Source organism: Chryseolinea serpens (assembly GCF_900129725.1).
GTDB lineage: Bacteria > Bacteroidota > Bacteroidia > Cytophagales > Cyclobacteriaceae > Chryseolinea > Chryseolinea serpens.
The window spans coordinates 1-23069 of record NZ_FQWQ01000003.1; the positions used below are offsets into that span (position 1 = coordinate 1).

The window sequence follows — 23069 nt, forward strand, 5'->3', positions numbered from 1 at the left end:
GGTCAATTTGCCCCGGAAAACGGTGGTCACTTTGCCCCGAAATCAGGTGGTCACTTTCATCCGGAAATTGGTGGTCACGTTACTCGGAATCTCCAACCAATGCCGTAGGGGGAGATAAAGTGGGTATAAAACTTTCGCCCTTCCATCCTTATGGCGATATTTTGTTTGACAACCCGGCTGATACCTTCACTTACTTAATTGGAGAACTTAACAACCTAGATTTTGCCTATGTCGAGCTGATGAAGCGTAGCCCCATGTTCCCGGTGCCACACTATCCCACAGACGATGAAATCGAATTTTTCGGCAAGCAGGTAAAGCATGCGCTAATTGCCAATTCGGGTTACGACAAAGTTTCTGCTGACGCTGAACTTAAGAAAGGAATCGCTAAGGTCATTTCCTTTGGAACATTGTTCTTAGCCAACCCTGATCTTCCCCAGCGATTCGAAAACAATGCATCGCTCAACCAACCCGACCGGGCAACCATGTTCGGCGGCGGAGCACAAGGATATATCGACTATCCCTTCCTGAATGCTTAAAGTAGCACCGTACCACGCCCGTAAAATACAGTAAGCAATAATTCAATCGAATAAAATATTTGAAATTTAAAACAGAACAATGATGAAACAGACATTAAAAATCTTTCTGATGGGGATATTAGTTCAACTCTCCTACACCGGTTTAACCGCACAAAGTATTGCAGACAGCACGCTTCAAAAGATCGGTGGGGAACGCGCATTCTATGAAACACTTGGTAAAATTTATCCTGCTGAGCATTCCGTAACGGTTACCGAAGCGACCATTGCCGGCGTAAAGAGTTATTGGTTCAATGAAGGTCTTACTGGCCAGAAGCACATCATTATCTATTTACACGGTGGTGTTTATGCTTTGGGCAGTATCAATTCATACCGTGCAATGATCAGTCATTTGTCAAAAAGTATTAACCTGCCCATTGTATATATAGAGTATTCCCGGGCACCTGAAAATCCATATCCCGCTGCCACCAACGAGAGCCTGAAGGTCTATCGTGAGTTAAGAAACAAATACCCTGGTTATAAAATCTCAGTCATTGGTGACAGTGCAGGCGGTGGTTTGGCAATTCAGTTGGTTTATAATAGTATAGAATCGAAGCTACCCGCACCTAATGCTTTAGCCTTGATTTCGCCATGGGTGGACCTGAAGACTCAAAATAACTCCTATATAACCAGGCAATCGGTTGACCCGATCTTAAGCAAAAAGATGCTTCATGATCATGCCCTGCTCTATAACCCAACCCATAACAAGGCAGCGGATCCAAGCGAACTGAAATTCAGGACGTTCCCACCCGTGTTGTTGCTGGTAGGTACAGACGAGGTGTTGAATGATGACTCAAAGAACTTCTATAACTATATTAAACCGGTTCAGAAGCAAGCCAGGCTGAAAGAGTTTCCAGGGCAAAAGCATGTCTGGCTCGTCTCAGATATCAATTCAAAGGCATCTGTCGAGGCAATGGATGATATCAAAGGATTCATCACATCAAAGTAACATTCATCCACCCATCGGTAGAGAAACATGAATACCCAATTGGGTATTCATGTTGTCACCTGATGTATATCAAAAATTTGTGTCCGCATAACCAGTTTAAAGCAAAGAAATGAAAACGCCACAATTAACGACACCGGCAAGTAATAAATACCCTCAGACCGTCGTAGTCATGACTATCAACGCCCCGGCGGGTGAGGCATTCGATTACATTGCCCCTATTTACCTGCCACATATTTTCCCGGGTACAGCACTCATTCCGGCCATTGTTGATACTTCAGTAAATGAAGGTTGGAATAAGGCGGGGCTGAGCAGAACGGTTTATTTTAAAGATGGCACTACTTCAAAAGAAACATTATTGACGTACAATGAGCCGGTTTCTTTTTCTTACAAGAATGAACAGTTCACTTCTAAGATGCTCGGAGCACTGATGATACGGCTTGAAGGAGAATGGGAATTCACCGATCTTAAAAATGGCACTACAAAAATTACGTGGATTTACCGTACAATTCCCAAGGGATTTTTTTCACGTATCTTCATCAAATACGTGCTACTCAAAGCCCTCCATAGTATGCTAGTTCAGGCGCTCACCATAGCGAAACAAGATATGGAGGGAGGTAGCACAATCATAAAAAAACGCCACTAAAAGAACTGGTATTTCAAATTCCCATTATCGATAAGCTAGGGGGCGGCAGATGAGCTTTATCCTCAATCTATTTTCAAGATGAATCTACTGGCGAAAACCGACTTTTTCTTTGGTGTTTTATGAAGGGCGCATTTCCCGAGGCACCCCCCCCTGATGGATGAAATCCATAAATGGTATCAGGTTATCTGGAGAGAATGCCTGAAGCACTCGGTAAAGACGTTTGCCAAATACATTTCGTCATTTAAAAATATAGATTCACTTCAGGCAAATCTGAAAAGACCAGGGGATGAAAGTGTATAACTAGTCTTATGTTAAATAGATCCGTGACTAATGGGTGCTCAAAGGCTGAAATGCCCACAAAGCTTTGGGATATGCGTTCAAAACTTATAATGCGATTTTTGCGCTTCTTAGCGTTTAACCCAATGTCGCGCTCAAACTTCCCACAGATGGTGGCTGAAGAATTTCTATTTCAAGGCAATATTAACCATTTGACTATCCACGAATTGCTCGAAGCTGATTATTTTGCCATCCTTTAATTTCCAAATGTGCGCTACCCTCGCCTGAATTGATTTACCAGTTTGTTTATAGATGCCGGAATAGGTTCCATACGCGACCACCTTGTCTCCGTTAGCTACATAATCTTCCGGAGTAAATTTATAGTCAATCCACTCGTTGCCTAATCGACTGAATACGTTCTTGGTTATTTCGTCCAGTCCGATGTATGTACCAGCATAAGGAAAACCTTTAGCTTCTGTCCAGGAAATATTTTTTGAAACATGGTTCGCCAGGTTTCTGCCGTTTTCTTCCGAATTTTTTCCTTCGTAGGTGCTTTTTATGATTTCAAGATTTGTCATAGTCGTATTGTTTGAAGAACAGCTTGACAGTGTAACAGTCACTGCCAAGCTGAGAATCAATTGTTTTACCATTTCATTTCCCCGGTGTTTACTTTCGCGCCTATCTGCAAGGCGATTTCAAAAGTTAGCGTAGGATATTTCGCTTTCAGCGCGGCCATTAGGGATTCCGAAGTTTTATTCGTTTTCAAAGCCTCTTCATAAACTTGGAGATAACTCTTTGTGTGTTTTACTGCCGTTAGATCAAAATCCGATTCGGATTTGGCATGGGCAGGAATTACGATAGCGGGATGCAATGATTCAATTTTGTCCAATACTGAAATCCACTTATTGCGTGCTTCTGTACTTTGTGCGTCCGCCATCCATAAGTGGAAGGTGTTGCCAAAAACATTAATGCCACCTATTACAGCTTTTATTGAGGGAATCCACACGAAGGTTCTTGTCGGAAACTCTTCCAAACCAGCCACCTCTAGTTTCTGACCTTCCAATTGAATGCTGTTTCCTGGCAGTACCTGGGGCAAAATGACGTTGGAGGTTATAGCTTTACCCAGCCGGCCGCCCCATACATCTAGTTTCTTTTGGGCAGTGGCTTTAATGTGTTCTATTGTTGCAGGGGACGCATAGGCGGTTACTTCCGGAAAATATCTTTTGAATACCTCCAGTCCGAAGTAAAAATCAGGATCACCATGACTTACATAGATAGTTGTAAGTTTCTTGCCAGAGTTCTTAATTCTTTGAGCCACTGTCTCTGCATCCGCCAAAGTGAATTGGGCATCAATGAGTACAGCGTCCGTTTTGCCAGAAATGATTACTGACGCAACGCCAAAACTGTTTTCCGAGGCATTGAATACGTCTAGTGTTAATGTTTCGGTTTCGATTCTTTTGAAATTTTGAGCTTGTGTTTCCATGTTCGATGAAATTAGGATTGATAACAAAAAGGCGAAAATTAGCTTCATTTTTGTCTTGGTTAGATGATGACGACGCAAAGGTGGCATCATCCAATCCCCAGGAACATTGAACAAGTTCAATAAATGAAAGGTGGAATTACTTTTTTAAGGAAAGCTTCTTTCTGATTTTACTCAAAAATTCGTGGCTGATGCCTAAATAAGCTGCAATCTGGATATTGGAAAGCCGTTGAGCCAACAAGGAATATTTCTCGGAAAAATCGATGTAACGTTGATCTGCAGTTTTGCCCAAGTAGTCAATCATTCGCCTTTGCAGGGCTACATGTGTTTTTTGGGTCATAATCCTGAATAGTTTTTCTATGGCAGGAATATTTTCGAAGGCAAGATCTTTGTCTTGTTTCGAGATCAGCACATACACAGGCCTTTGATTGGTAAAACTGTCGATGTCGGTAATCCACCAATCTTCCATGGCAAAGTAAAGTACTTGCTCGAATCCATTTTGGTCAAGGTGGTAGACTCGAAATAGGCCTTTCGTGACAAACGCTTCAAACGTGCAGGTGTCACCTTCCTGAAGTATGAACTGCTTTTTTCTAATGGATTGAGGCTTAAAGAAATTGCAAAACTGTTCGGTCTCCCTATCCGAGAGGGCAACATGTTTTGCTATGTTTTGGTGAAGAAGGGTTGTCATGTTGGCAATTGATAGTAAGCGCGTTGGGTAAAGGTAACAAAAATGGAAATCGACTAATGTGAGATAAAACAGGAATTGTTTCTAAATCGGATTATAAGCTCATTTATTGAACTAGTTCAATGTTTTTGGCTTGGGTTAGCTGCTTGTTTGTATTTGTTTAAAAGAAACCAGATAGGGGGATATTGGGACGTTATTCGAGCTGCTCTTGAGACTTCTGAGAAATTCGCATCCGATGTTTTAAGTATTGGTAATCTTATGAAGTTTCGAAAGCCCTTACAGTTTATGGTTTTACATATAGACTAGGAAAAAGTAATTATGGACAGAAAAATATTTCTAACAAATGGTTTCTTAGGCTTAGGGGCAATTGCAGCTTTACCCACCGCAATCACCTCTTGTTCAGAGGACGATAAAGTCGATACGGCTGCCCCTGCAAATGGTGGTGGCAATAACTCAAGTGATTGCGTGATTTCGCCGACAGAAACTGTGGGACCTTTTCCTATCCGTACCCCTGCACAGTATGTTCGGGCTAGTATTTTTGGCGACAGAACAGGCATCCCCCTTTTAACGACCCTAACTATACAAGACCAGAGTAGCGATTGCACGCCACTTGCAGGGGTATTAGTAGACATTTGGCAATGTGATAAGGACGGTAATTATTCTCAGTACGGTGGCAATCAATTACAAACTACCAATTATAGCAACCAGAACTTTCTTCGGGGAAGACAAACTACAGACGCTAACGGACAGGTATCATTCATCAGTATCTTTCCAGGCTGGTATCCGGGGAGGGCTCCCCATATTCATGTCGAAGTTCTCACGACAAGCGGTATCTCACTTTTGGTAACACAAATTGCTTTTCCTGTTTCTGTATATTCGGCGGTTTATGCAACCAATGGCTATAATGGTGCCCCGGACAGGTCAAACGCACAAGACAGCATTTTTTCAGATAGTTTGAGCAGAAATATGGCAGATAGTGTTACTGGGAATATTGTCGATGGGTATACACTGTTCAAAACAATTACAGTGGGATAAATATTCAATTGCGACTTGCCCTTGTTATGGCAATTTATTTTCCTGTTTGCCCAGTGGTCCCCTTCGTTGGCGACTCGGATTTCAGATTGTCTTTGAAAAACGTTTCAAGCTTATCGAACGGAATGATGTTAAGTCTATCATACAAATCGACGTGAACGGCATTCGGTATAATTACCAACTCCTTAGGCTCGGCGGCAGCTTTATATGCGTCCTCGCTGAAATAGCGTGAGTGTGCATTTTCACCAGCAATAATTAAAACCGGGCGTGGAGAAATTTCATGTATGTAGGTCAACAGTGGCATATTCATGAAGGATAAAGGATTCGTAGCCGTCCAGGCACCATTTGAGTTGATCGAACGGGGATGAAAACCTCGCTCGGTTTTGTAATAGTTGAAATAATCCACTACAAATTGTGGCTCATTTCCTTTTAGTTGTTCCGGCAAATTGTTTGAGCTTGGAGCGTAGGCTCCTTGCGCTGCATCTTTCCACCGTTGTTGCCCAAGCTTTTCCAGCGTTTGTGCGCGTTGTTCGGGAGTGAGTGCATCGAAATATCCGTTTGCCATCACCCGGCTCATATTGTACATACTGGTAGTCGCTACAGCTTTGACCCGTTTATCGATGGCGGTAGCATTTAATGCCATGCCTGCAAATCCGCAGATGCCGATGATACCGATTCGTTCTCTGTCAATATTGTTTTGTAGTCCGAGAAAATCTACTGCTGCGCTAAAATCCTCTGTGTTGATATCAGGTGATGCCACATTACGAGGTTCGCCGCCACTTTCTCCTGTGTACGATGGATCGAACGCGAGTGCGGCAAAGCCTCGTTCGGCCATGTTTTGAGCATAAAGCCCGGAAGATTGTTCCTTGACTGCGCCAAACGGGCCACTGATTGCAATTGCTGCCAGGGACTTGCCCTCCTGATTCTTAGGAAGGTATAAATCACCGACCAGGGAAATACCATAGCGGTTTTTAAAAGTTACTTTTTGGCGTGTAACCTTGTCGCGTGGCTGAAATGTATAATGTTCCTTTTGATCCATAGTTTTTTTCTGATTTGACGGCTTATTTCGATTTTGTGAATAGGCGTGGCCAATAAGTAAGGACAGAACGGCTAATGTTGCTATCGCTTTCATGCTTTTTTGATTTGATTTACTTATGCAAAATTGACAAACTTAAGGTGGGCAAGGGTAAAGAAAATCAAACGGATCGTTAAGAATTTCAAACCTGTGAGTCCTCGCGCCCTCCGGTTAGTAGGAAATTTTTGAAGTTAGAAATGGCCATTCTTGCGTATTTTGACCGGAAAGCGGTAGACTACGTTGTAATTTTTGTATCTTCAACTGTGCCGTCGTGGGACCTCAAAATGGCGGACGCCTACATCCTGTAGGTTTGATAATCTTAAGAAAAGGTTTGAAATTCTTAATCCCTAATCGTGTTGCGTAGATACATTTGTATACTAAACAATGTCGAGTGAAAAAGATTTTGAAAGTTATACAACTGGCCGTTGAATGGATCAGCAGGTCGGAGTCCTATCCAGGTCTTCAGAGGATGAGGGGATCAAAACAGAAAGTCAACAAATAGTAAATGGATTCAAATGGAGAAGAAAGATAATGAGCGGTCAATTTCATCATTCAACAACGAGCTTAAACTCAAAGGCTTTAATGCTTTTCAGATCGAGGACGATGCGAATGGTGTTCGAAATTATAGCAGAAAGGATTTCTATAAAATATGTCTGACAACGGGCGAGAGTATCATTCACTACGCTGACCGTAGTTATGTCATGAAGGGCACAATCTTGTTTTTCGCTAATCCCAACGTTCCCTACTCATGGGAAACAATTTCAAGAAGTTATGTGGGTTATGCCTGTTTGTTTTCCGAGGACTTTTACAAACCGTCAGATCGAACGGAGAGCCTCCTGCATTCACCCCTGTTTAAGGTTGGCGGAACCCCAATCTTTCACATCTCTGAAGAGAAGCGAGAATTTCTGAACGGCATTTTTCGAAACATGATCACCGAGCAAAGCACGAACTATGCTTTCAAAGATGATCTCATCCGAAACTATATTAACCTTGTTATCCACGAAGCGCTAAAGCTTCAGCCCGCGGAGGACTTTGACCAAGTTAAAAATGCCGCGCATCGGATAACAAATGTGTTCCTTGAATTGCTTGAAAGACAATTTCCTATAGAAGGTAAAGATCGCCCCCTCCAACTGCGCACGGCTCAGGACTATGCCAGTAACCTGAATTTGCATGTCAACTATCTCAATAGGGCAGTTAAGGAAACAACAGGTAAGTCGACTACCACGCACATTAGTGAGCGTATTGCCAGCGAAGCGAAGGCATTGCTTCTTCATACGGACTGGAATGTGGCTGACATTGCTTACGCCCTGGGATTTGACTACCCTACCTATTTCAATAATTTCTTCAAGCGCATCACCGGAACGAATCCAATGTCGCTCAGACCTGCTGAAGTTTAAATAGAATCCCTAATACTATGTCTCGGAAGATTGACATTTTTCAAAAGCTACTGGCCGGAGGTATAATCCGCAATGATGAGATGGGGGATGCCTGGGACGTTGTTTTCCGTACCCAGAGGTTGTCACCTGCACTCAACAATTCGACTACCATTCAGCAAATGCGTGAACGGTTGAGCGAAATTATCGAAAGCAACATCGATATGAGTACAACAGTCTTCGTACCGTTCTATACAAACTTTGGAAAGCACATCAAGCTTGGCAAAAACGTGTTTATCAATCATGCGTGTACTTTTCTTGATCTTGGAGGAATTACGATAGAAGATGATGTGCAGATCGGACCGAAAGTTAATCTGATAACAGAAAATCACCCGGTAGATCCTGCCAAACGAAAATATCTTGATCTGAAGTCTATAGTGATCAGGCGCAATGCCTGGATTGGAGCGGGCGCTACAATTTTGCCTGGTGTAACCGTTGGTGAAAATTCCATTGTTGCGGCTGGTGCGGTGGTGAATAAGGATGTCGCCGATAATAGCATCGTCGGAGGCATACCAGCCAAATTTATAAGGACTATTGAATAAGAATTCTTTCAAATAGATGAAATCAATTCCTTTCATTACCTCGGCGAGCTTGTCAGCATCAAGAAAGTCGCCCTCCACAACTTTTCTCTTTTCGGATCTGTTACCTTAAGTCTCCGATTTGCATTGCGTGCATAAAGTACCAGCTCATGGTTAGTTTGCTTGAGCAAGTAGTCCGTGAGGGTTTTTCCGATCTGACCGGCGGCTCCAAGTATTAATGTTTCATTATGGTTTCTTTTTTGGATTCTGATATAAATGACCCATCATCGAGAACCGCATTTGATAAGCGCCATACGTTTGCTTTTTGAATAGAAGGTTGAGTTTTAATACTTGTTTTTGAATTAAAACATGGGATGAGCATTTGCAGACTTTTCCGGTACGGTCTGAATAACATCCCAGTGCTCAACAATTTTATTGTCTTTCACGCGGAAAATGTCAATGATGGATGCGGTCTTACCTCCCTGTGTAGATTTGGTGTGAATGTAAACAAGGTCTCCATCGGCTGATAAATGTTGAATATCAATCTTTTCTTTGGGCGCATTCTTAAACCATTGAGCGGCTCCCTGCTTCAATGCATCCTTGCCATCGGGAAGCATTGGATTATGTTGAATGTAAGTATCGCCAAGGTACGCATCAATAGCCGCTGTGTCCTTATCTCCGAACAACTTCTGATAGAAATCAGCTACTAGCTTTTTATTTGCTTCCAGTTGGTTACGCGAATCAGAAAGCACGGTCATTTCTCTTTTGAGAGAATCAATCGTGACTTGCGCACGAACATCTAATTTATTCTTTCCGCAAGAGATTGGCAAGATTAGCGAAAGGACAAATGCAGTAGACAAGAAAAGGAGTTTATTTTTCATAAGCTATTGTTTGTTATTTAGTAGTATTTAGGAGACCTGTAGAAAAAGGAAGACATTATTTGGCCATCGATAGTTCCAAAAATTCATTGCCTGATTCATCCCGCTGCATCGGTTCTTCTCTTGTCCCAAATCCATGGCCAGCATGCTTATACCTTGGTACGCTACTTTCACCTCAGCCTTTTAAATGACGACGACTTTCTAAGACTGACAGGCTGGAAATAGGGGCAAGGCTGTTGGGGGCCACTGCCTAGAGCAATCAAAAAAACAGGGACGAAGCCCTGTTTTCACGGTTTGCCTGTTTAATCGAATGGAGGAAGGTGTTAGCCTGCCGAGAGGACCCAAACTATGACCTTTCGCGACTAAGCCTTCTTATCCAACTCGATTTTTAAATTCAATACCACTTGGTCGCTTACAACCAGTTCGCCTGTAGGCGTGGCATTGCTCCAGGTCAAACCAAAGTCTTTTCGATTTATTGTTCCATTGATCTTGAAACCGGACTTTATTCCGCGTCCGGTGTTGACAGTGTTGCCTCCTGTTACATCGAGTTCAACCGGTTTGGTAACACCGTGCATAATTAAATTTCCCTTGAGTTTATAGCCCGTGCCGCTCTTGACCAGGTTGCCTTTGAAGGTGATCTCAGGGTATTTTTCGGCATCGAAAAAGTCAGGTGACTTCAAATGCCCGTCCCTTCTTTCGTTGTCGGTGTCGACAGTGCCCGTCTTGGCGGAAAAGGTAACTTCAGCGCCGTCAAAAGAGTCGTTCTTGGAAATCAACGTTCCATTGAAATCGTTGAATTTTCCTTCTACCTCCGAAATGGCCATGTGTGTTATGATAAAACCGATTTTGGAGTGCGCGTTGTCGATTGTCCATGTGGTTTGGGAAAATGCCGCGGCTGCGGAACATGTCAGGGCAAATAGTAAGATTCGTTTTTTCATATTGATTTTGTTAATATGTAAGGATAACGCAAAGAGCTTTTATGATCAATGCACGCGAGGTAGTTTAACTTTTCGTTAACAAATTTTGGCGAGTGATTGAAAAGCTTCATAGAGAAATGCAAATTGGTGAATGGAGTCGACAGATCAGTCATGATCTGTCCTGATCAAATCACTTTTTTGGATCAAGACCGTTAAAGTTTTTGGACCATGAGCGCCAAGGACAAGAGACTGTTCTATGTCAGCGGTTTTTGAAGGCCCGGCAATAAATGTCCCGTATTTATATTCGGCAATTTCGATTGTCGAATACGCGTCATGAAGGGTTTGAACAATATCATTTTGATCGACGACCAGAACCAGGTTTTCGCAAATGAAGGGAAGGGCACGATCGAGCATATTTTTATCGGTTATCCAGATGGCGCCGTTCTCGGCTACAGCCAAATCACCTTTCAATATGGCAACCTTAATATTTTGATAGGCGTGACCATTGCTTTTACGTTCTAATTCAACATGTCCGGGGATATAGGTCAGGACGTCATCACAGTTGGGAAAGGAATTGATTGTGAAGTGATTCAATTCTTCTAATGTAGCAATTTCGAAAACAGACGCGCCGATGGCCGTTAACGTTGCTTTGAATTTCTCGACCAGGTTGCTGATGAGAATTGGATGGATGAAATAGTTTGCCTGAACGAAATTCTGGTGCGGTTGATTTTGTTTAATTCGATCTAGTATGTTTTTACGGCTTTCCATTGTTGTTCTTTTTGTACCACTCGGTAAATGATTGGGGCGGAGGTTCGGGCATCTCTCTTTGCTTGTACCAGGGGTTGATTCGGTTATTGACAACTGATGGAGCCCACTTCATCACCTTCCGCCCAAATGATCCTGCCAAGTTGAACAGCACAGGGTGTGAAAGGATTAAATTCATGATATTCATCAGGATAGTCTTTTGTTTGGGGCTATTCCCTTTTTTTGTGATCTCCTGTCGCCATTTGTACAGCTGATCATGGATATCGATTTTCACCGGGCAAACATTTGAGCAGGAACCGCACAACGTGGAAGCGGAGGGTAAGTCGGAATACTTTTTTATGTCCCAGCCAGGAGACAAGATTGAGCCGATAGGCCCTGCGACGGCGGTATGGTAACTGTGGCCACCGCTCCTCCTATAAACGGGACATGTGTTGAAGCATGCTCCGCATCGAATACACTTCAAAGCATTTCGAAAATCGTCGCTGGCCAGCCTTTGACTACGACCATTGTCGACCAGGACGATATGCATTTCTTGTCCTTTCCTGGGAGTTTTGAAATGGCTTGAATAGGTTGTGATGGGCTGGCCTGTTGCGCTTCTAGTCAGCAGTCTGAGGAATACCCCTAGATCTCTTCTTTTAGGAATGATTTTCTCAATCCCCATACAGGCAATATGGACGTCGGCTAGTTGAACACCAAGGTCTGCGTTGCCTTCATTTGTGCACACTACTACTTCTCCGGTTTCTGAGACGGCAAAGTTCACGCCGGTGATGGCGACGCTACTGGAAAGGAATTTGGTGCGAAGGTGTTTTCTGGCAGCGCCCGTCAAAAACTGAGGATCGGCGTTTCCCTTAGGTGTGCCCAAGTGCTGGTGAAATAGTTCACCGATCTCTTCTTTTTTCCAATGAATGCAGGGCAGAACAATATGGCTGGGCGGCTCGTTGGCAAGTTGCACGATTCTTTCGCCAAGATCGGTATCGACTACATCCACGCCGTTTTTTGCCAAGAACGCATTTAGGTGACATTCTTCTGTGAGCATGGACTTGCTCTTGACAATGTTGCTGGCTTTGTGTTTTTGAATAATGGATAGGACAATTTTGTTGTGTTCTTCCGCATTCTCTGCCCAGTGGACTACTGCGCCATTGTTGATGGCAGCTTTTTCAAAGGCAGTGAGATATTCATGTAGATTGGCGAGAACATTTGACTTGATCGTTGATGCCACCTCCCTCAATTGTTCCCATTCAGGAATTTGCCATGCGGCTTTGTCCCGTTTCTCCCTTATAAACCAAAGGGTTTGGTCGTGCCAGTTGACACGCTGTTCGTCTTTATTGAAACTTTCCGCCAGCGATGCATGTGATAAAGGTGTCTCTGTCTTTCTCATCTCACTTTTCCGAGGTCAGTATTTCAGCGATGTGAATAATTTTGACGCGACTCTTATTTCGTTTGAGGATTCCTTCCAGGTGCATCAGGCAAGAGACGTCATTTCCAGTGATGTATTGGGCGCCGTGGCCGATGTGATCTTGTACTCTGTCTTTTCCCATCTTTACGGAGACGGCCTCTTCGGTCACGCAAAACGTTCCGCCAAATCCGCAGCACTCATCTTTTCTGGAAAGTTTGATGAGTTCCAGGCCCTTCACCTCTTTTAAAAGGAACTCGGTTTTTGAAAATGGTGAAGCAACGAGTTCGCTCATTTGCGATAATTTCAATCCACGTTGGCCATGGCAGCTTTGGTGTAACCCGACTTTAAATGGAAAGCTGCTTTTTATGCCATCGGCTTTTAAAACATCTACCAGGAATTCCGTTAGTTCGAATACTCTTTTGCTTAAATTATGAGACTCGTCTTCAAAGCCGTTAACGTGTAGGTGCTCCTTAATATGCAGAACACAACTTCCCGATGGTGAGACGATGTAGTCATAGGAGTTGAAATTTTTGAAGAATAGCGTATTGCACCGATCTGTCAAGTATCCATAGCCAGAGTTTGCCATCGGTTGTCCGCAACAAGTTTGGTTTAAAGGATACTCAGCTGTGACGCCAAGCGATTCCAGTAAGTGGAGCGTCGCGATGGCGACATTTGGATAAAACTGATTTACGTAGCAGGGTATGAATAGACCTATTTTCATTTTAGTACACCTCTAGTCTATTGTAGCATCTTTGAAGAACTTTAGATCGATGAGTTCGGTGGGCATTGAGTTATTGTTCCAATGACGGTGAATAGCCAGTGCAGCCCCCAGCGCAGAGGCCTGCGCGATGGAGGCTGCATAAATTTCTATTTCCGGAAATACTGCCGCCATGAGATTCATGTAGATGTTATTCTTGCTAAAGCCTCCGTCAATGAAAATGCGTTTCACGATATTCCCTTGTAATACGAGTTTAGTGGAGATCATTTGCTTTTGGACAATTTCAATTATCAATTCATGATAGGCTTTTTCAGCTTCTTCAAGTTCGTTTATGTCAGAGGGGTGGAGTTGGCTGGTTACTTTCTTGGTTTTTCTTAGGACCCCATCACTGATGACCATACTTGTGGCTGATGAGTTGTACTCGGTTTTAGTGATTCGATCAACAGAAACGTTGTATTGATCGGCAAGCTGCCTGACCTTTTGCTCATGTTCGTATCCCGCGAATAATCGGGATGCTTTTACGGGCTGGCCCTTATAGGTAAGGTAGCATAAACAGTCGTTTTCGAGCTCCTGTGTGCTCAGGGTGGAATTATTAAATGGATTTAGGCTAATGCACCAAGTTCCGGTTGAGAGCAGTACAAAGGGTTCATGAAAGCTTGCCAAATAGGGGATAAGGGCTGAGGAGCTATCATGTAATCCAATGCCAACTGCGATCTGAGTGTCCCTATGGCTTAGGCTGAAGGACTCATCGCTTTTTAAAATAGGTGGGAGTTTCTCTTTGATGCCTTCCTGAAATACCCAGTCGTGGTAGCCATTGCTCTTGAAATTCCAAAGGTTAGTATGGCATCCGATGCTTGTAATTTCAGAGTACGCAGCTTTCGTAATAATCGAACTCAGATATTGCGGGAGGTGTAAGGCATATTTGATTTTTGCAAAGATCTCTGGCCTTTCCTTTTTTAGTCGGAACAGTTGCATCCCCGAGTTTAGACTTCCCAGGACAGGGGAGGCGGTCGTTTTTGAGAACTCGGTTTCTCCTTCGTATTGTTCGTAGAACGTTGTTTTTTGACTATCGGGATATGGTTTTAAATAGTTGTAAAGCGTCAGTACAGGGTACAGATTTTCGTCTACATAAACGAAACTTGCTCCATAGGCTGAAAAATTGACGGCCTTTACTTCGAACCGCTCATCTGAAAGGATCTTTTCGAAAGCAACTTTAATCCAATTTGTTAATGCGTGTACATCTTCGCAGGGAAATCCGTCCTCATCCTTTATTTCAGGCAGCTGAACCGAGCTTTCGAAAACAAGACGATAGTGTGTGTCGAAGAGCAATATCTTCTTGTTGGTCTTTCCGACGTCAAAGATCAATATTACCGATTGTCTTTTCATGCTTATAACCCCGTGCTGATGGTCTTCAATCCCCTTTCTTTAATCAGGTTTTCTCGAATTTTTAAAGTCCGAAACGCTTGGAGAGGATTTAACGTGCCGCCGGAAAGTAATCTCGCTTCAGCAACGAGTGGGCGGACATCCGTTCGGAATGCTTTCTGTAAAATTTCCTGACCCATCACGGTGTCATTTTGTTCCTGGGCTTTCCGCAGTTGCTCCCTATCCACCAGGAGGGCCTGGGCGTAGGCGATCATGATTGCTTCTACGGATTGAATTAGATCTTCCAGCGGATCTTTGACATTGTGCGATGCGTCGATCATCCAGCCGAGGTCTGTTGAATGGCTCATACCTCTTGCGTCCATGCCGTCAATTAATTCATTGAAGATCAGGAAGAGTTGATAGGGTTTTACGCTACCCACCGTTAAGTCGTCGTCTCCGTATTTTGAGTCATTGAAATGGAAGCCTCCTAATTTTCCTTCCATCAAAAGCAGGGCTACGATCTGCTCGATATTGGCGTTGGGCAAGTGATGTCCGAGATCGACAAGCGTATAAGCCTTTTCACCAAGCTTGGAGGCATACAATAGTGATTGCCCCCAATCACCCACGGTCGTAGAATAGAAGTTGGGTTCAAATGCCTTGTACTCGACAAACATCTTCCAATCGGAGGGGAGATGTTTATAAACCTCCGAAAGGCTTTCTAATGTATTTTCAAATGCTCTTCTGAAGTTTAATTGCCCTGGAAAGCAGGAGCCGTCGGATAACCAGACGGTGATGGATTTTGAGCCCAATTCAATTCCGTAGTTGATAACGTCGATATTGTGATCAACGGCCTGCTTGCGCACTTCCGACTGGACATGCTGCATGGAGCCAAATTTGTACGAATGCTTTTGCCCGGGCTGATCTTGAAAGGTATTTGAATTCATGGCATCGAATCGTATACCGTGCATGGCGGCCAGCGACCGGATGTCGTTCGGGCTCTTAGGGATATCCCAGGGAATGTGTAAGGAAATCGCGCCGCTGCTTTGATTCAACTTATGCAGCAATCCAATGTCTTCAATTTTTTCTTCCAGACTCCTTGGCTCTCCTCCCCCCGCGAATCTGGCGAAGCGGGTTCTACCTGTCCCCAGGGCCCAGCTTGGAATTGCTATGTTAAAATCTAATAATTTTTTTAAAACAGAGTCGACGTCGCGAATTTCGTCCAGTAGGGCCGTGAATTTGCGTTGATGAACTTTTATCGTGACCTCATTAAGCTCTTCGATTTTATATTTCTCGACATTCATTGATTTTAATATTAGGCTAAAAAATATTGGATCATCTCGGGAAGCTCATGGCCACCCCGCCGTCGACATTGAGAATGTTGCCGGTTGATTTATTTAATAATCCGCCCACAAGGGCGAAGCAGGCGTTAGCGATGTCCTCGGGAAGAATTATTTCATTTAAAAGTGTCCGTTTGGCATAGAACGATGGCAATTCTTCTACCGACACACCGTATGCCTTTGCTCTTCCTTCGGCCCAGGCACCAGCCCAGATTTTGCTGTCGGCAATGACTGCGTCGGGATTTATTGTATTGACCCTTATTTTGTCAGCACCGAGTTCGGCGGCATTTAGTCTTGACAGATGAAGTTGGGCGGCTTTTGCTGAACCATAGCCAGCGTTGTTGGGGCCCGATACAAGGGCATTTTTGCTAACGATGTTGATCACGTCTCCTCCAACCGACTGCTTCCTCATGATCGTTAAGGCGCTTTTTGTCATAAGGAATTGACCTTTAACCAATACGTCATAAAGCAGATCCCAGTCTTGTTCTGTGTGGTCTTCGAGTGCCTTTGATATGGAAAGTCCTGCATTGTTAACGATGATATCCAGCCCACCGAAATCCAGCGCGCTGGTTTTCATTGCCTCTTCGATATGCCCGGCGTTGGTAACATCCAGCAGGGTGGATGTGAACGCGTCTTTGCCAAATTCCAGTCTAAACTCTTCTTCAGCTTGTTTAATGCGAGTCGGATCGTTATCGCTCAAGACAACACAACCGCCTTCATTTACGAATTTCTTAGCGACTGCTTTTCCTATTCCGCCGGCACTTCCAGTTATAATTGCTACTCTGCCCGTAAGGGGTTTGGGTTTTGGCATTCGTTGGAGCTTCGCTTCTTCCAGTAACCAGTATTCGATATTGAAAGCTTCTTGTCTTGGAAGGGATGTGTAGGTGGAAATTGCCTCAGCGCCTTTCATCACGTTGATGGCGTTGATGTAGAACTCGGCAGCAACGCGTGCCGTTTGCTTGTCCTTGGCGAAAGTGAACATTCCAATTCCAGGGTATAAAATCACCACAGGGTTGGCATCTCTTATGGCAGGACTATTGGGATGTTTGCAGGATTTGTAGTAGTCCTGATACATCTGCCGGTAGGCCTCGAATTCAGGAGCGATTCTCTCCTTGATCTTTTTCCAATCCTTCAGATCTTCGTTAGGCTCTAGTGTCAAAACCAAGGGGCTGATCTTGGTCCGCAGGAAGTGGTCGGGACAGCTGGTGCCCATGGGTGCCAATCGTTCCAAGTCATTGGAATTGATGAATTCCAGGACTCGATCGTCATCGGTGAAATGACCAATCATTCTGTTATCCCTGGAGCAGAACCCACGAAGAACGGGAGCCAGCGCTGCGGCTTGACCTCTTCTTTCTTCTTTCGATATATTCTTAATTTTCTCGCCACCGAAGATTTTCTTTTTCGAATAGTGTTCTTTGAGGTATTCGGCGCATCGTTCTATGACTTCCAGCGTATTCACATAGCTTTCATAAGCCGTGTTACCCCAGGTAAAGAGCCCATGAGACCCCAGCATGATGCCGCGCAGATCGGGCTTTTCGTCGATGCACTGTTTTAACTTCAAGCCCAGGTCAAACCCGGGACGTTGCCAATCGACCCATCCAATTGTGCCGTTAAACAATTCTTGCGTTATTCGCTTTCCATCTTTTGAAGCTGCTATCGCAATGGCCGCATCGGGATGCAAGTGGTCGATGTGCTTAAAGGGGAGGAAACCATGGAGAGGAGTATCGATGGAGGGCGCTTTTGATGCAAGGTCAAAAATGCAATGATTGAAAAGTTCAACCATTTCGTCTTCGTGGTCAATGCCCCGGTATATATTTTCGAGGCTTCTTAACCGGTCCACATAGAGTGCGGCAAGCCCGCTTCTTTTTAATGTGCCGATGTCTCCCCCAGACCCTTTCACCCACATCACTTCTGTTTTCTTTCCTGTAAGGGGATCGGTTGCCATTGCTTTGCAAGAAGTGTTGCCACCGCCATAGTTGGTCAAGCGTAGATCTGCTCCAAGCAGATTGGAACGATAGATCAATAAACCTACTTCATCATTCTGGAGTTGTTCTGCTTTATTTTTGTCCCAGAGGTAGCTGACGTGTTTGAACTTTGTTTGAGTAAGCGTTTCCATAGTTGTAGGTTGTTAAAGCGTTATGAAATTGAGTTTCCGTATCCTACCAGGACCACCGAAAGTACTATTGTTAAAATTCCTGCCGTTATAGCAAGTTTGGTTTTTTGATTGACACCACTCCATTCTTTTAAGAGGATTCCCCAGATGTTGGATATTAGTATAATGAATGCCATGTGGAGAATCCAGGAGCTAGCGCCATTGCCGAGTTTGCTTTCGCCCATTCCATAAAAGAAGAATTGTAGAAACCAGGTGGTTCCCGCCAGTGCAGCAAAAAGGTAATTGGAACTTAAGCGTGTTTTGCTATCTGTATAATTTTTGAAACTTCCGTTTTTGAAATTCAAGAAAATGCACCAGACTAGATTAGTTGTCAAGCCTCCCCACAGTAAAACAACATACGTGACGTTATTTTGAAAGAGGGGATTGTAGCCTGCCTGTACGGCCATCTCGGCCATAGGTTTACCCGCCTCGATCCCGAAGTTGAAGCAAGCACTAAGTATACCCGAAATCGTAGCGACACCGAGTCCTTTGAATAGATTGAATTCAACAATTGAATTGTTTTGCCCACCAGATTCGGAAGTTTTTTCTTTGATCATGCCTGCGTAACCGCAAAGCGCAATGCCGGCAAGGCAAACCAAAACACCAAGAAGGACAAGTCGACCGCCATTACTCGCCAGCAGGTCATGGAAGGAGACCTTTCCGTCAACGTGATTTATGGCGTAGTAAATGGAAGGTATCAGCGCTCCAAACGCCGCGCAATAACCCAACGTCACCGAATTTCCCAAGGACATTCCCAGATATCGAATGCCTAGGCCATAGGTTAGACCGCCGATGCCCCAGAGGGTACCCATGAGGTAAGTCAAGGCAATTACATGAATCGGTGTGAAGGAAATAACGGATGCGAATGCCGGGATCGTTAGGGCTGCGGCAAGCGGTGGAACGACTAGCCAGGAGAACAGACCCCCAACCAACCAGTAAGATTCCCATGACCAATCTTTTATTTTTTTGAATGGAAGATAGAAGCTACCGGATGCGAAACCTCCAATGAAATGAAACACGATCCCTAAAACAGCCGTCATGATTTTAATTTAGTCTTTTCAAATTTAGGTATCGACCACAAACAAGCTGTCATGAACTGGTATGACCGCATTTTCGATTTAACAATCAAAGATGTCATGCAATTTTGTCGCTACCGGTATGTGTTATGTAATGCATACTAGCATGATGTTGGCATCCTGCGCTGTCTGCACTTGACATCTCGTTCAGCGCAAACTACAAACTCACTTTAAGTAGATACTGCTCAACTGCGCGCTGCTATGGTCGCGAGTGTTTATAGAAGTTGCGGTTCTGGTTCAAGACGAAATGTTGCGGTGCCATGGCTTTGTTTATCTGCATCCAATGTCTTGTGGTGAGTTCAAATCTTAAGCGGTCAGATTCAACGGATTAGAAGGTCTAAAAGTTTAGGTGCCAGATAACAATACTGCAAATGTTGTAAAATTTACACTTTCAAATGGCATGACAGAGCATGACAGTACGGATGTCAGGTAACCTTATATTTGATTGTATGAGGGACCCTTTATGAAAAAAGTACATTTATTGATCCCATTTCTTTTTTTTCAATGCGTGGCTATCGCTCAGACGGATAGTACCTATTTGATGTTTGTTTCACCGCCAGATGCAGCTAAGCCGCGCGTGTGGTGGCATTGGATGAATGGAAATATTACAAAGGATGGTATCCGCAAAGACTTACTTTGGATGAAGCGGACCGGTATTGGCGGTTTTCAGAATTTTGATGCCAGCCTGATGACGCCTCAAGTTGTGCAAAAGCGGCTTACGTACATGACTCCCGAGTGGAAGGATGCATTTCGGTATACTACAAAGCTGGCGGATTCATTAGGTCTGGAGATGGCCATTGCGGGGTCACCAGGGTGGAGTGAGACGGGCGGCCCGTGGGTGAAGCCCGAGGATGGTATGAAGAAGTTGGTGTGGACGGAGACCCGCGTAAAAGGTGGCGCTTCCAATATTAAATTGGAGAGACAGGCCGGCATTACTGGACCTTTTCAGAATATTGTCAAACTCCCTGGTTTTGGAGAGTCTGTCGAGGCGGAAAAATTGCCGCTGTTCTATAAGGATGTTGCAGTGATCGCTTTCAGATTACCAGCTGCCGACAAGTCTTTAAATGATTTAAAGGCAGCCGTAACATCAAGCGGTGGGAAGTTCTCCCTACAGCAATTGACTGATGGCGATTTAAACACCTCGATTCTTTTGCCAAGAGATTCTGTGTCCGGATTCGCGTGGATTCAATTTGCATTCCCACAACCTCAAACCATTAAAGCCATAACCATGGTGGGCGGAGGTTACGCCGGGATCTTCGGCATGGGAGCCGACCCTAAAGATTCAAGAACATTGGAGGCCAGCGATGACGGAGTTCATTTTAAATCTATTTGCGTGATTCCGCCTGGAGGAGTTCTTCAGCAAACCATCAATATACCCGTAACAACCGCGAAATATTTTAGAGTATCCGTTAAGAATCCGCCGGCACAAGCCAATGGATTTGCTGCTATGATGGGTGGCGGCGGGCCCCCGGTTACGCCTCCCGGAACTCGCATTGCGGAAGTTGCCCTTCATCCGATAGTTCGGGTTCAAATGATTGAAGAGAAGGATGCTTTCGTGCCCGACGCAGCACTTTTTTTAAAACTTACTCCGCCAACGATTGATGTTGTTGGGACTTCAGATATCCTGGACCTAACCAGCAAATTGGGTGAGGATGGCGTGCTTCGCTGGACAGCTCCAAGTGGAGAGTGGAAGGTAATCCGATTCGGATATTCCTTGATGGGGATTAACAACCATCCGGCATCGCCAGAGGCAACGGGATTAGAAGTTGACAAGCTGGATCCTGAAGCCATCAAACGATATTTCGCAACCTATCTCGATCAATACAAGGACGCCACTGGCGGTTTGATGGGAAAAAGGGGCTTGCAGTATATGGTGACAGACAGTTGGGAGGCGGGAGCGCAAAACTGGACCGCCAACCTTCCTGGAGAGTTTCAGAAGAGACGTGGCTACAGCATGTTACAGTGGATGCCGGTGTTGGCGGGCAACGTTGTGAAAAGCCCGGAAGCCAGTGAGCAATTTCTCTTTGATTTTAGGAAAACGTTGAGTGATATGGTTGCCGAGTATCACTATGATGGGCTCACTAAAATTCTCGCTGAGCGCGGGATGAAGCGCTATTCGGAATCCCACGAAAATGGTCGGGCGCTTATTGCCGACGGCATGGAGGTAAAGCGAACCGCCGCGGTTCCCATGTCGGCGATCTGGACGCCAAACGTTTTTATCAATCAAAATGACTTGACCTACCATACAGCAGATATTCGTGAGTCTGCTTCGGTTGCACATATCTATGGCCAAAATATAGTTGCCGCAGAATCCCTTACGGCATTAGGGGTGCCGGCTGCTGCGTGGTCCTATTCGCCCGAGATATTAAAGCCAACTGCGGATCTCGCGTTGGCACATGGACTTAACCGATTCGTCATTCATACGTCAGTGCATCAACCTGTGGATGACAAAATTCCCGGGCTGGGTCTTGGACCTTTCGGTCAATGGTTTAACAGACACGATACCTGGGCAGAGCAAGCCAAGGCGTGGACTGACTACTTAAGTCGCAGTTCCTATCTATTACAACAAGGGAAATTTGTAGCAGATGTGGTGTATTACTATGGGGAAGATAATAACATTACCGGTTTGTTCGGAAAAAAGATGCCCAATATTCCGCCAGGTTACAATTTTGACTTTATCAATGCAGATATACTGGTAAACTTGATCGCTGCAAAGGATAAGAAATTGACAACCCCAAGTGGGATGGTGTACCAGGTTTTGGCACTGGATGAAAATGCAAAAAGAATGTCTTTGCCCGTGCTGCGGAAACTTAGCAAGTTGGTGAAGGATGGGGTTGTAATAACCGGTCCGAAACCCGAAGCGACGCCGAGTTTATCAGATGATCAAAATGAGTTTCAAAAGCTAGTAAATGAAATCTGGAATTCCGGAAATTCGAACGTCTTTCAAAATAAAGCATTGGCAGAGGTATTGTCTTCCCTCAAGATCGGCCCGGACTTTGCCTATACGAAAGCCAGCCCGAAATCAAATCTTCTGTATGTCCACAGGCAATTGCCTGGCCGCGATATTTATTGGGTAAATAATCGCACCGACCAGGACGAAAACGTAGATGTTGAATTCAGAATTTCCGGAAAGGTTCCGGAGCTTTGGCATCCTGAAACCGGTAAATCGGAAGCCATTTCCTTTAGCACCCTCAATGGAATAACGAAGGCTAAGTTGCGTCTCAGTCCAAATGATGCGGTGTTTGTCGTGTTCGGAAATAATGCAAAAGCTGCCGTTGTTCAAACCTTGGCACAGGAGAAAATACTTTCAACATTAGATGGAAACTGGAAAGTGAGTTTTCAGAAGGATCGCGGCGCACCAGCGACAGCATCATTTGACAAGTTGGTGTCATTTACAGAAAGCGACGATCCTGGAATAAAATATTTCTCAGGCACATCAATTTATACGAAATCGGTATCAGCCGATAAAAGCTGGCTCAATGCTGAAGCTCAGGTATGGTTGGATTTGGGTGAGGTGAAGAACCTTGCTGAAGTTTTGATAAATGGAAAGTCAATGGGAATAGTTTGGAAGAAGCCATTTCGTGTTGACATCTCCAACCAGTTAAAGGCCGGTGAAAATACAATTGAAATAAGGGTTACTAACCTTTGGGTGAATCGTTTGATCGGAGATCAACAACCAGGCGTTGCAAACAGAATCACGTACACAACTATGCCGTTCTATCAAGCGAGTTCACCATTGTTGCCTTCCGGTTTGCTTGGCCCGGTAAAGATTCTTTCTTATTAATTAGAGGCTTTTGAACAAGCT

At 44.4% G+C, this 23069-nt stretch carries 21 protein-coding genes; 7 read left to right on the forward strand and 14 right to left on the reverse strand.

Going from position 1 to position 23069, the window contains the following annotated elements:
- The 3 genes from BUB30_RS19835 to BUB30_RS19845 all read left to right on the forward strand — a co-directional run.
- The coding region (locus BUB30_RS19835; protein WP_449390484.1) for an oxidoreductase at window positions 1-536 on the forward strand (536 nt) is incomplete at its 5' end.
- Window positions 537-618: 82 nt separating this feature from the next.
- Entirely contained in the window at window positions 619-1521 is a 903-nt protein-coding gene (locus tag BUB30_RS19840) for an alpha/beta hydrolase fold domain-containing protein (protein ID WP_178377155.1), read from the forward strand.
- Window positions 1522-1630: 109 nt separating this feature from the next.
- Complete coding sequence (locus BUB30_RS19845; protein WP_073137471.1) at window positions 1631-2164, forward strand: SRPBCC family protein; 534 nt, start codon at window positions 1631-1633, stop codon at window positions 2162-2164.
- Between the two features lie 464 nt (window positions 2165-2628).
- Here the strand turns inward: BUB30_RS19845 and BUB30_RS19850 are convergent, their stop codons facing one another.
- The 3 genes from BUB30_RS19850 to BUB30_RS19860 all read right to left on the reverse strand — a co-directional run bounded on the left by BUB30_RS19850 (window position 2629) and on the right by BUB30_RS19860 (window position 4608).
- On the reverse strand, window positions 2629-3018 hold the full coding sequence (locus BUB30_RS19850; protein WP_073137473.1) for a nuclear transport factor 2 family protein: 390 nt from the start codon (window positions 3016-3018) through the stop codon (window positions 2629-2631).
- Window positions 3019-3083: 65 nt separating this feature from the next.
- The gene (locus BUB30_RS19855) at window positions 3084-3923 is read right to left on the reverse strand and encodes an MBL fold metallo-hydrolase (RefSeq protein ID WP_221408756.1); all 840 of its coding nucleotides are present in this window, start codon (window positions 3921-3923) and stop codon (window positions 3084-3086) included.
- Window positions 3924-4059: 136 nt separating this feature from the next.
- The gene (locus BUB30_RS19860) at window positions 4060-4608 is read right to left on the reverse strand and encodes a Crp/Fnr family transcriptional regulator (RefSeq protein ID WP_073137477.1); all 549 of its coding nucleotides are present in this window, start codon (window positions 4606-4608) and stop codon (window positions 4060-4062) included.
- Window positions 4609-4923: 315 nt separating this feature from the next.
- Between BUB30_RS19860 and BUB30_RS19865 the strand changes: the two genes are divergently transcribed.
- Window positions 4924-5640, forward strand: coding sequence for a dioxygenase family protein (locus tag BUB30_RS19865; protein ID WP_073137479.1), 717 nt, complete (start codon window positions 4924-4926; stop codon window positions 5638-5640).
- Window positions 5641-5674: 34 nt separating this feature from the next.
- On the opposite strand, the gene BUB30_RS19870 is transcribed toward BUB30_RS19865, so the two are convergent.
- On the reverse strand, window positions 5675-6769 hold the full coding sequence (locus tag BUB30_RS19870; protein WP_073137481.1) for an alpha/beta hydrolase: 1095 nt from the start codon (window positions 6767-6769) through the stop codon (window positions 5675-5677).
- Between the two features lie 458 nt (window positions 6770-7227).
- On the opposite strand from BUB30_RS19870, the gene BUB30_RS19875 reads away from it, so the two are divergent.
- Together BUB30_RS19875 and BUB30_RS19880 are read left to right on the forward strand one after the other, a co-directional pair.
- Entirely contained in the window at window positions 7228-8109 is an 882-nt protein-coding gene (locus BUB30_RS19875) for a helix-turn-helix domain-containing protein (RefSeq protein WP_073137483.1), read from the forward strand.
- Between the two features lie 17 nt (window positions 8110-8126).
- The gene (locus BUB30_RS19880; RefSeq protein ID WP_073137485.1) at window positions 8127-8687 is read left to right on the forward strand and encodes a DapH/DapD/GlmU-related protein; all 561 of its coding nucleotides are present in this window, start codon (window positions 8127-8129) and stop codon (window positions 8685-8687) included.
- A 35-nt stretch (window positions 8688-8722) separates the two neighbouring features.
- Here BUB30_RS19880 and BUB30_RS35980 read toward each other — a convergent pair whose 3' ends face one another.
- From BUB30_RS35980 to rhaT, 10 genes are all read right to left on the reverse strand, one after another.
- A complete protein-coding gene (locus tag BUB30_RS35980; RefSeq protein ID WP_394334003.1) occupies window positions 8723-8941 on the reverse strand; it encodes an NAD(P)H-binding protein in 219 nt (72 codons plus the stop codon).
- A gap of 84 nt (window positions 8942-9025) precedes the next feature.
- Window positions 9026-9544, reverse strand: coding sequence for a nuclear transport factor 2 family protein (locus BUB30_RS19885; protein ID WP_073137487.1), 519 nt, complete (start codon window positions 9542-9544; stop codon window positions 9026-9028).
- 359 nt (window positions 9545-9903) lie between these two features.
- On the reverse strand, window positions 9904-10479 hold the full coding sequence (locus BUB30_RS19890; RefSeq protein WP_073137489.1) for a YceI family protein: 576 nt from the start codon (window positions 10477-10479) through the stop codon (window positions 9904-9906).
- Window positions 10480-10623: 144 nt separating this feature from the next.
- Complete coding sequence (locus BUB30_RS19895; RefSeq protein WP_073137492.1) at window positions 10624-11226, reverse strand: LutC/YkgG family protein; 603 nt, start codon at window positions 11224-11226, stop codon at window positions 10624-10626.
- Entirely contained in the window at window positions 11213-12601 is a 1389-nt protein-coding gene (locus BUB30_RS19900; protein ID WP_073137494.1) for a lactate utilization protein B, read from the reverse strand. The genes BUB30_RS19895 and BUB30_RS19900 overlap by 14 nt, the downstream gene beginning before the upstream one ends.
- A gap of 1 nt (window position 12602) precedes the next feature.
- On the reverse strand, window positions 12603-13340 hold the full coding sequence (locus BUB30_RS19905) for a (Fe-S)-binding protein (RefSeq protein ID WP_073137496.1): 738 nt from the start codon (window positions 13338-13340) through the stop codon (window positions 12603-12605).
- A gap of 12 nt (window positions 13341-13352) precedes the next feature.
- A complete protein-coding gene (locus BUB30_RS19910) occupies window positions 13353-14723 on the reverse strand; it encodes an FGGY-family carbohydrate kinase (protein WP_073137498.1) in 1371 nt (456 codons plus the stop codon).
- A gap of 2 nt (window positions 14724-14725) precedes the next feature.
- Window positions 14726-16000 carry a sugar isomerase gene (locus BUB30_RS19915; RefSeq protein ID WP_073137500.1) on the reverse strand — a complete coding sequence of 425 codons (1275 nt, stop codon included), beginning with the start codon at window positions 15998-16000 and terminating at the stop codon, window positions 14726-14728.
- A gap of 31 nt (window positions 16001-16031) precedes the next feature.
- On the reverse strand, window positions 16032-18152 hold the full coding sequence (locus tag BUB30_RS19920; RefSeq protein ID WP_073137502.1) for a bifunctional aldolase/short-chain dehydrogenase: 2121 nt from the start codon (window positions 18150-18152) through the stop codon (window positions 16032-16034).
- A gap of 20 nt (window positions 18153-18172) precedes the next feature.
- Window positions 18173-19228 (reverse strand): L-rhamnose/proton symporter RhaT, encoded by a 1056-nt coding sequence (rhaT, locus tag BUB30_RS19925; RefSeq protein WP_073137504.1) that lies wholly within the window; start codon window positions 19226-19228, stop codon window positions 18173-18175.
- Window positions 19229-19727: 499 nt separating this feature from the next.
- On the opposite strand from rhaT, the gene BUB30_RS19930 reads away from it, so the two are divergent.
- A complete protein-coding gene (locus tag BUB30_RS19930; RefSeq protein WP_073137506.1) occupies window positions 19728-23048 on the forward strand; it encodes a glycosyl hydrolase in 3321 nt (1106 codons plus the stop codon).
- The last annotated feature ends 21 nt before the right edge of the window (window positions 23049-23069 follow it).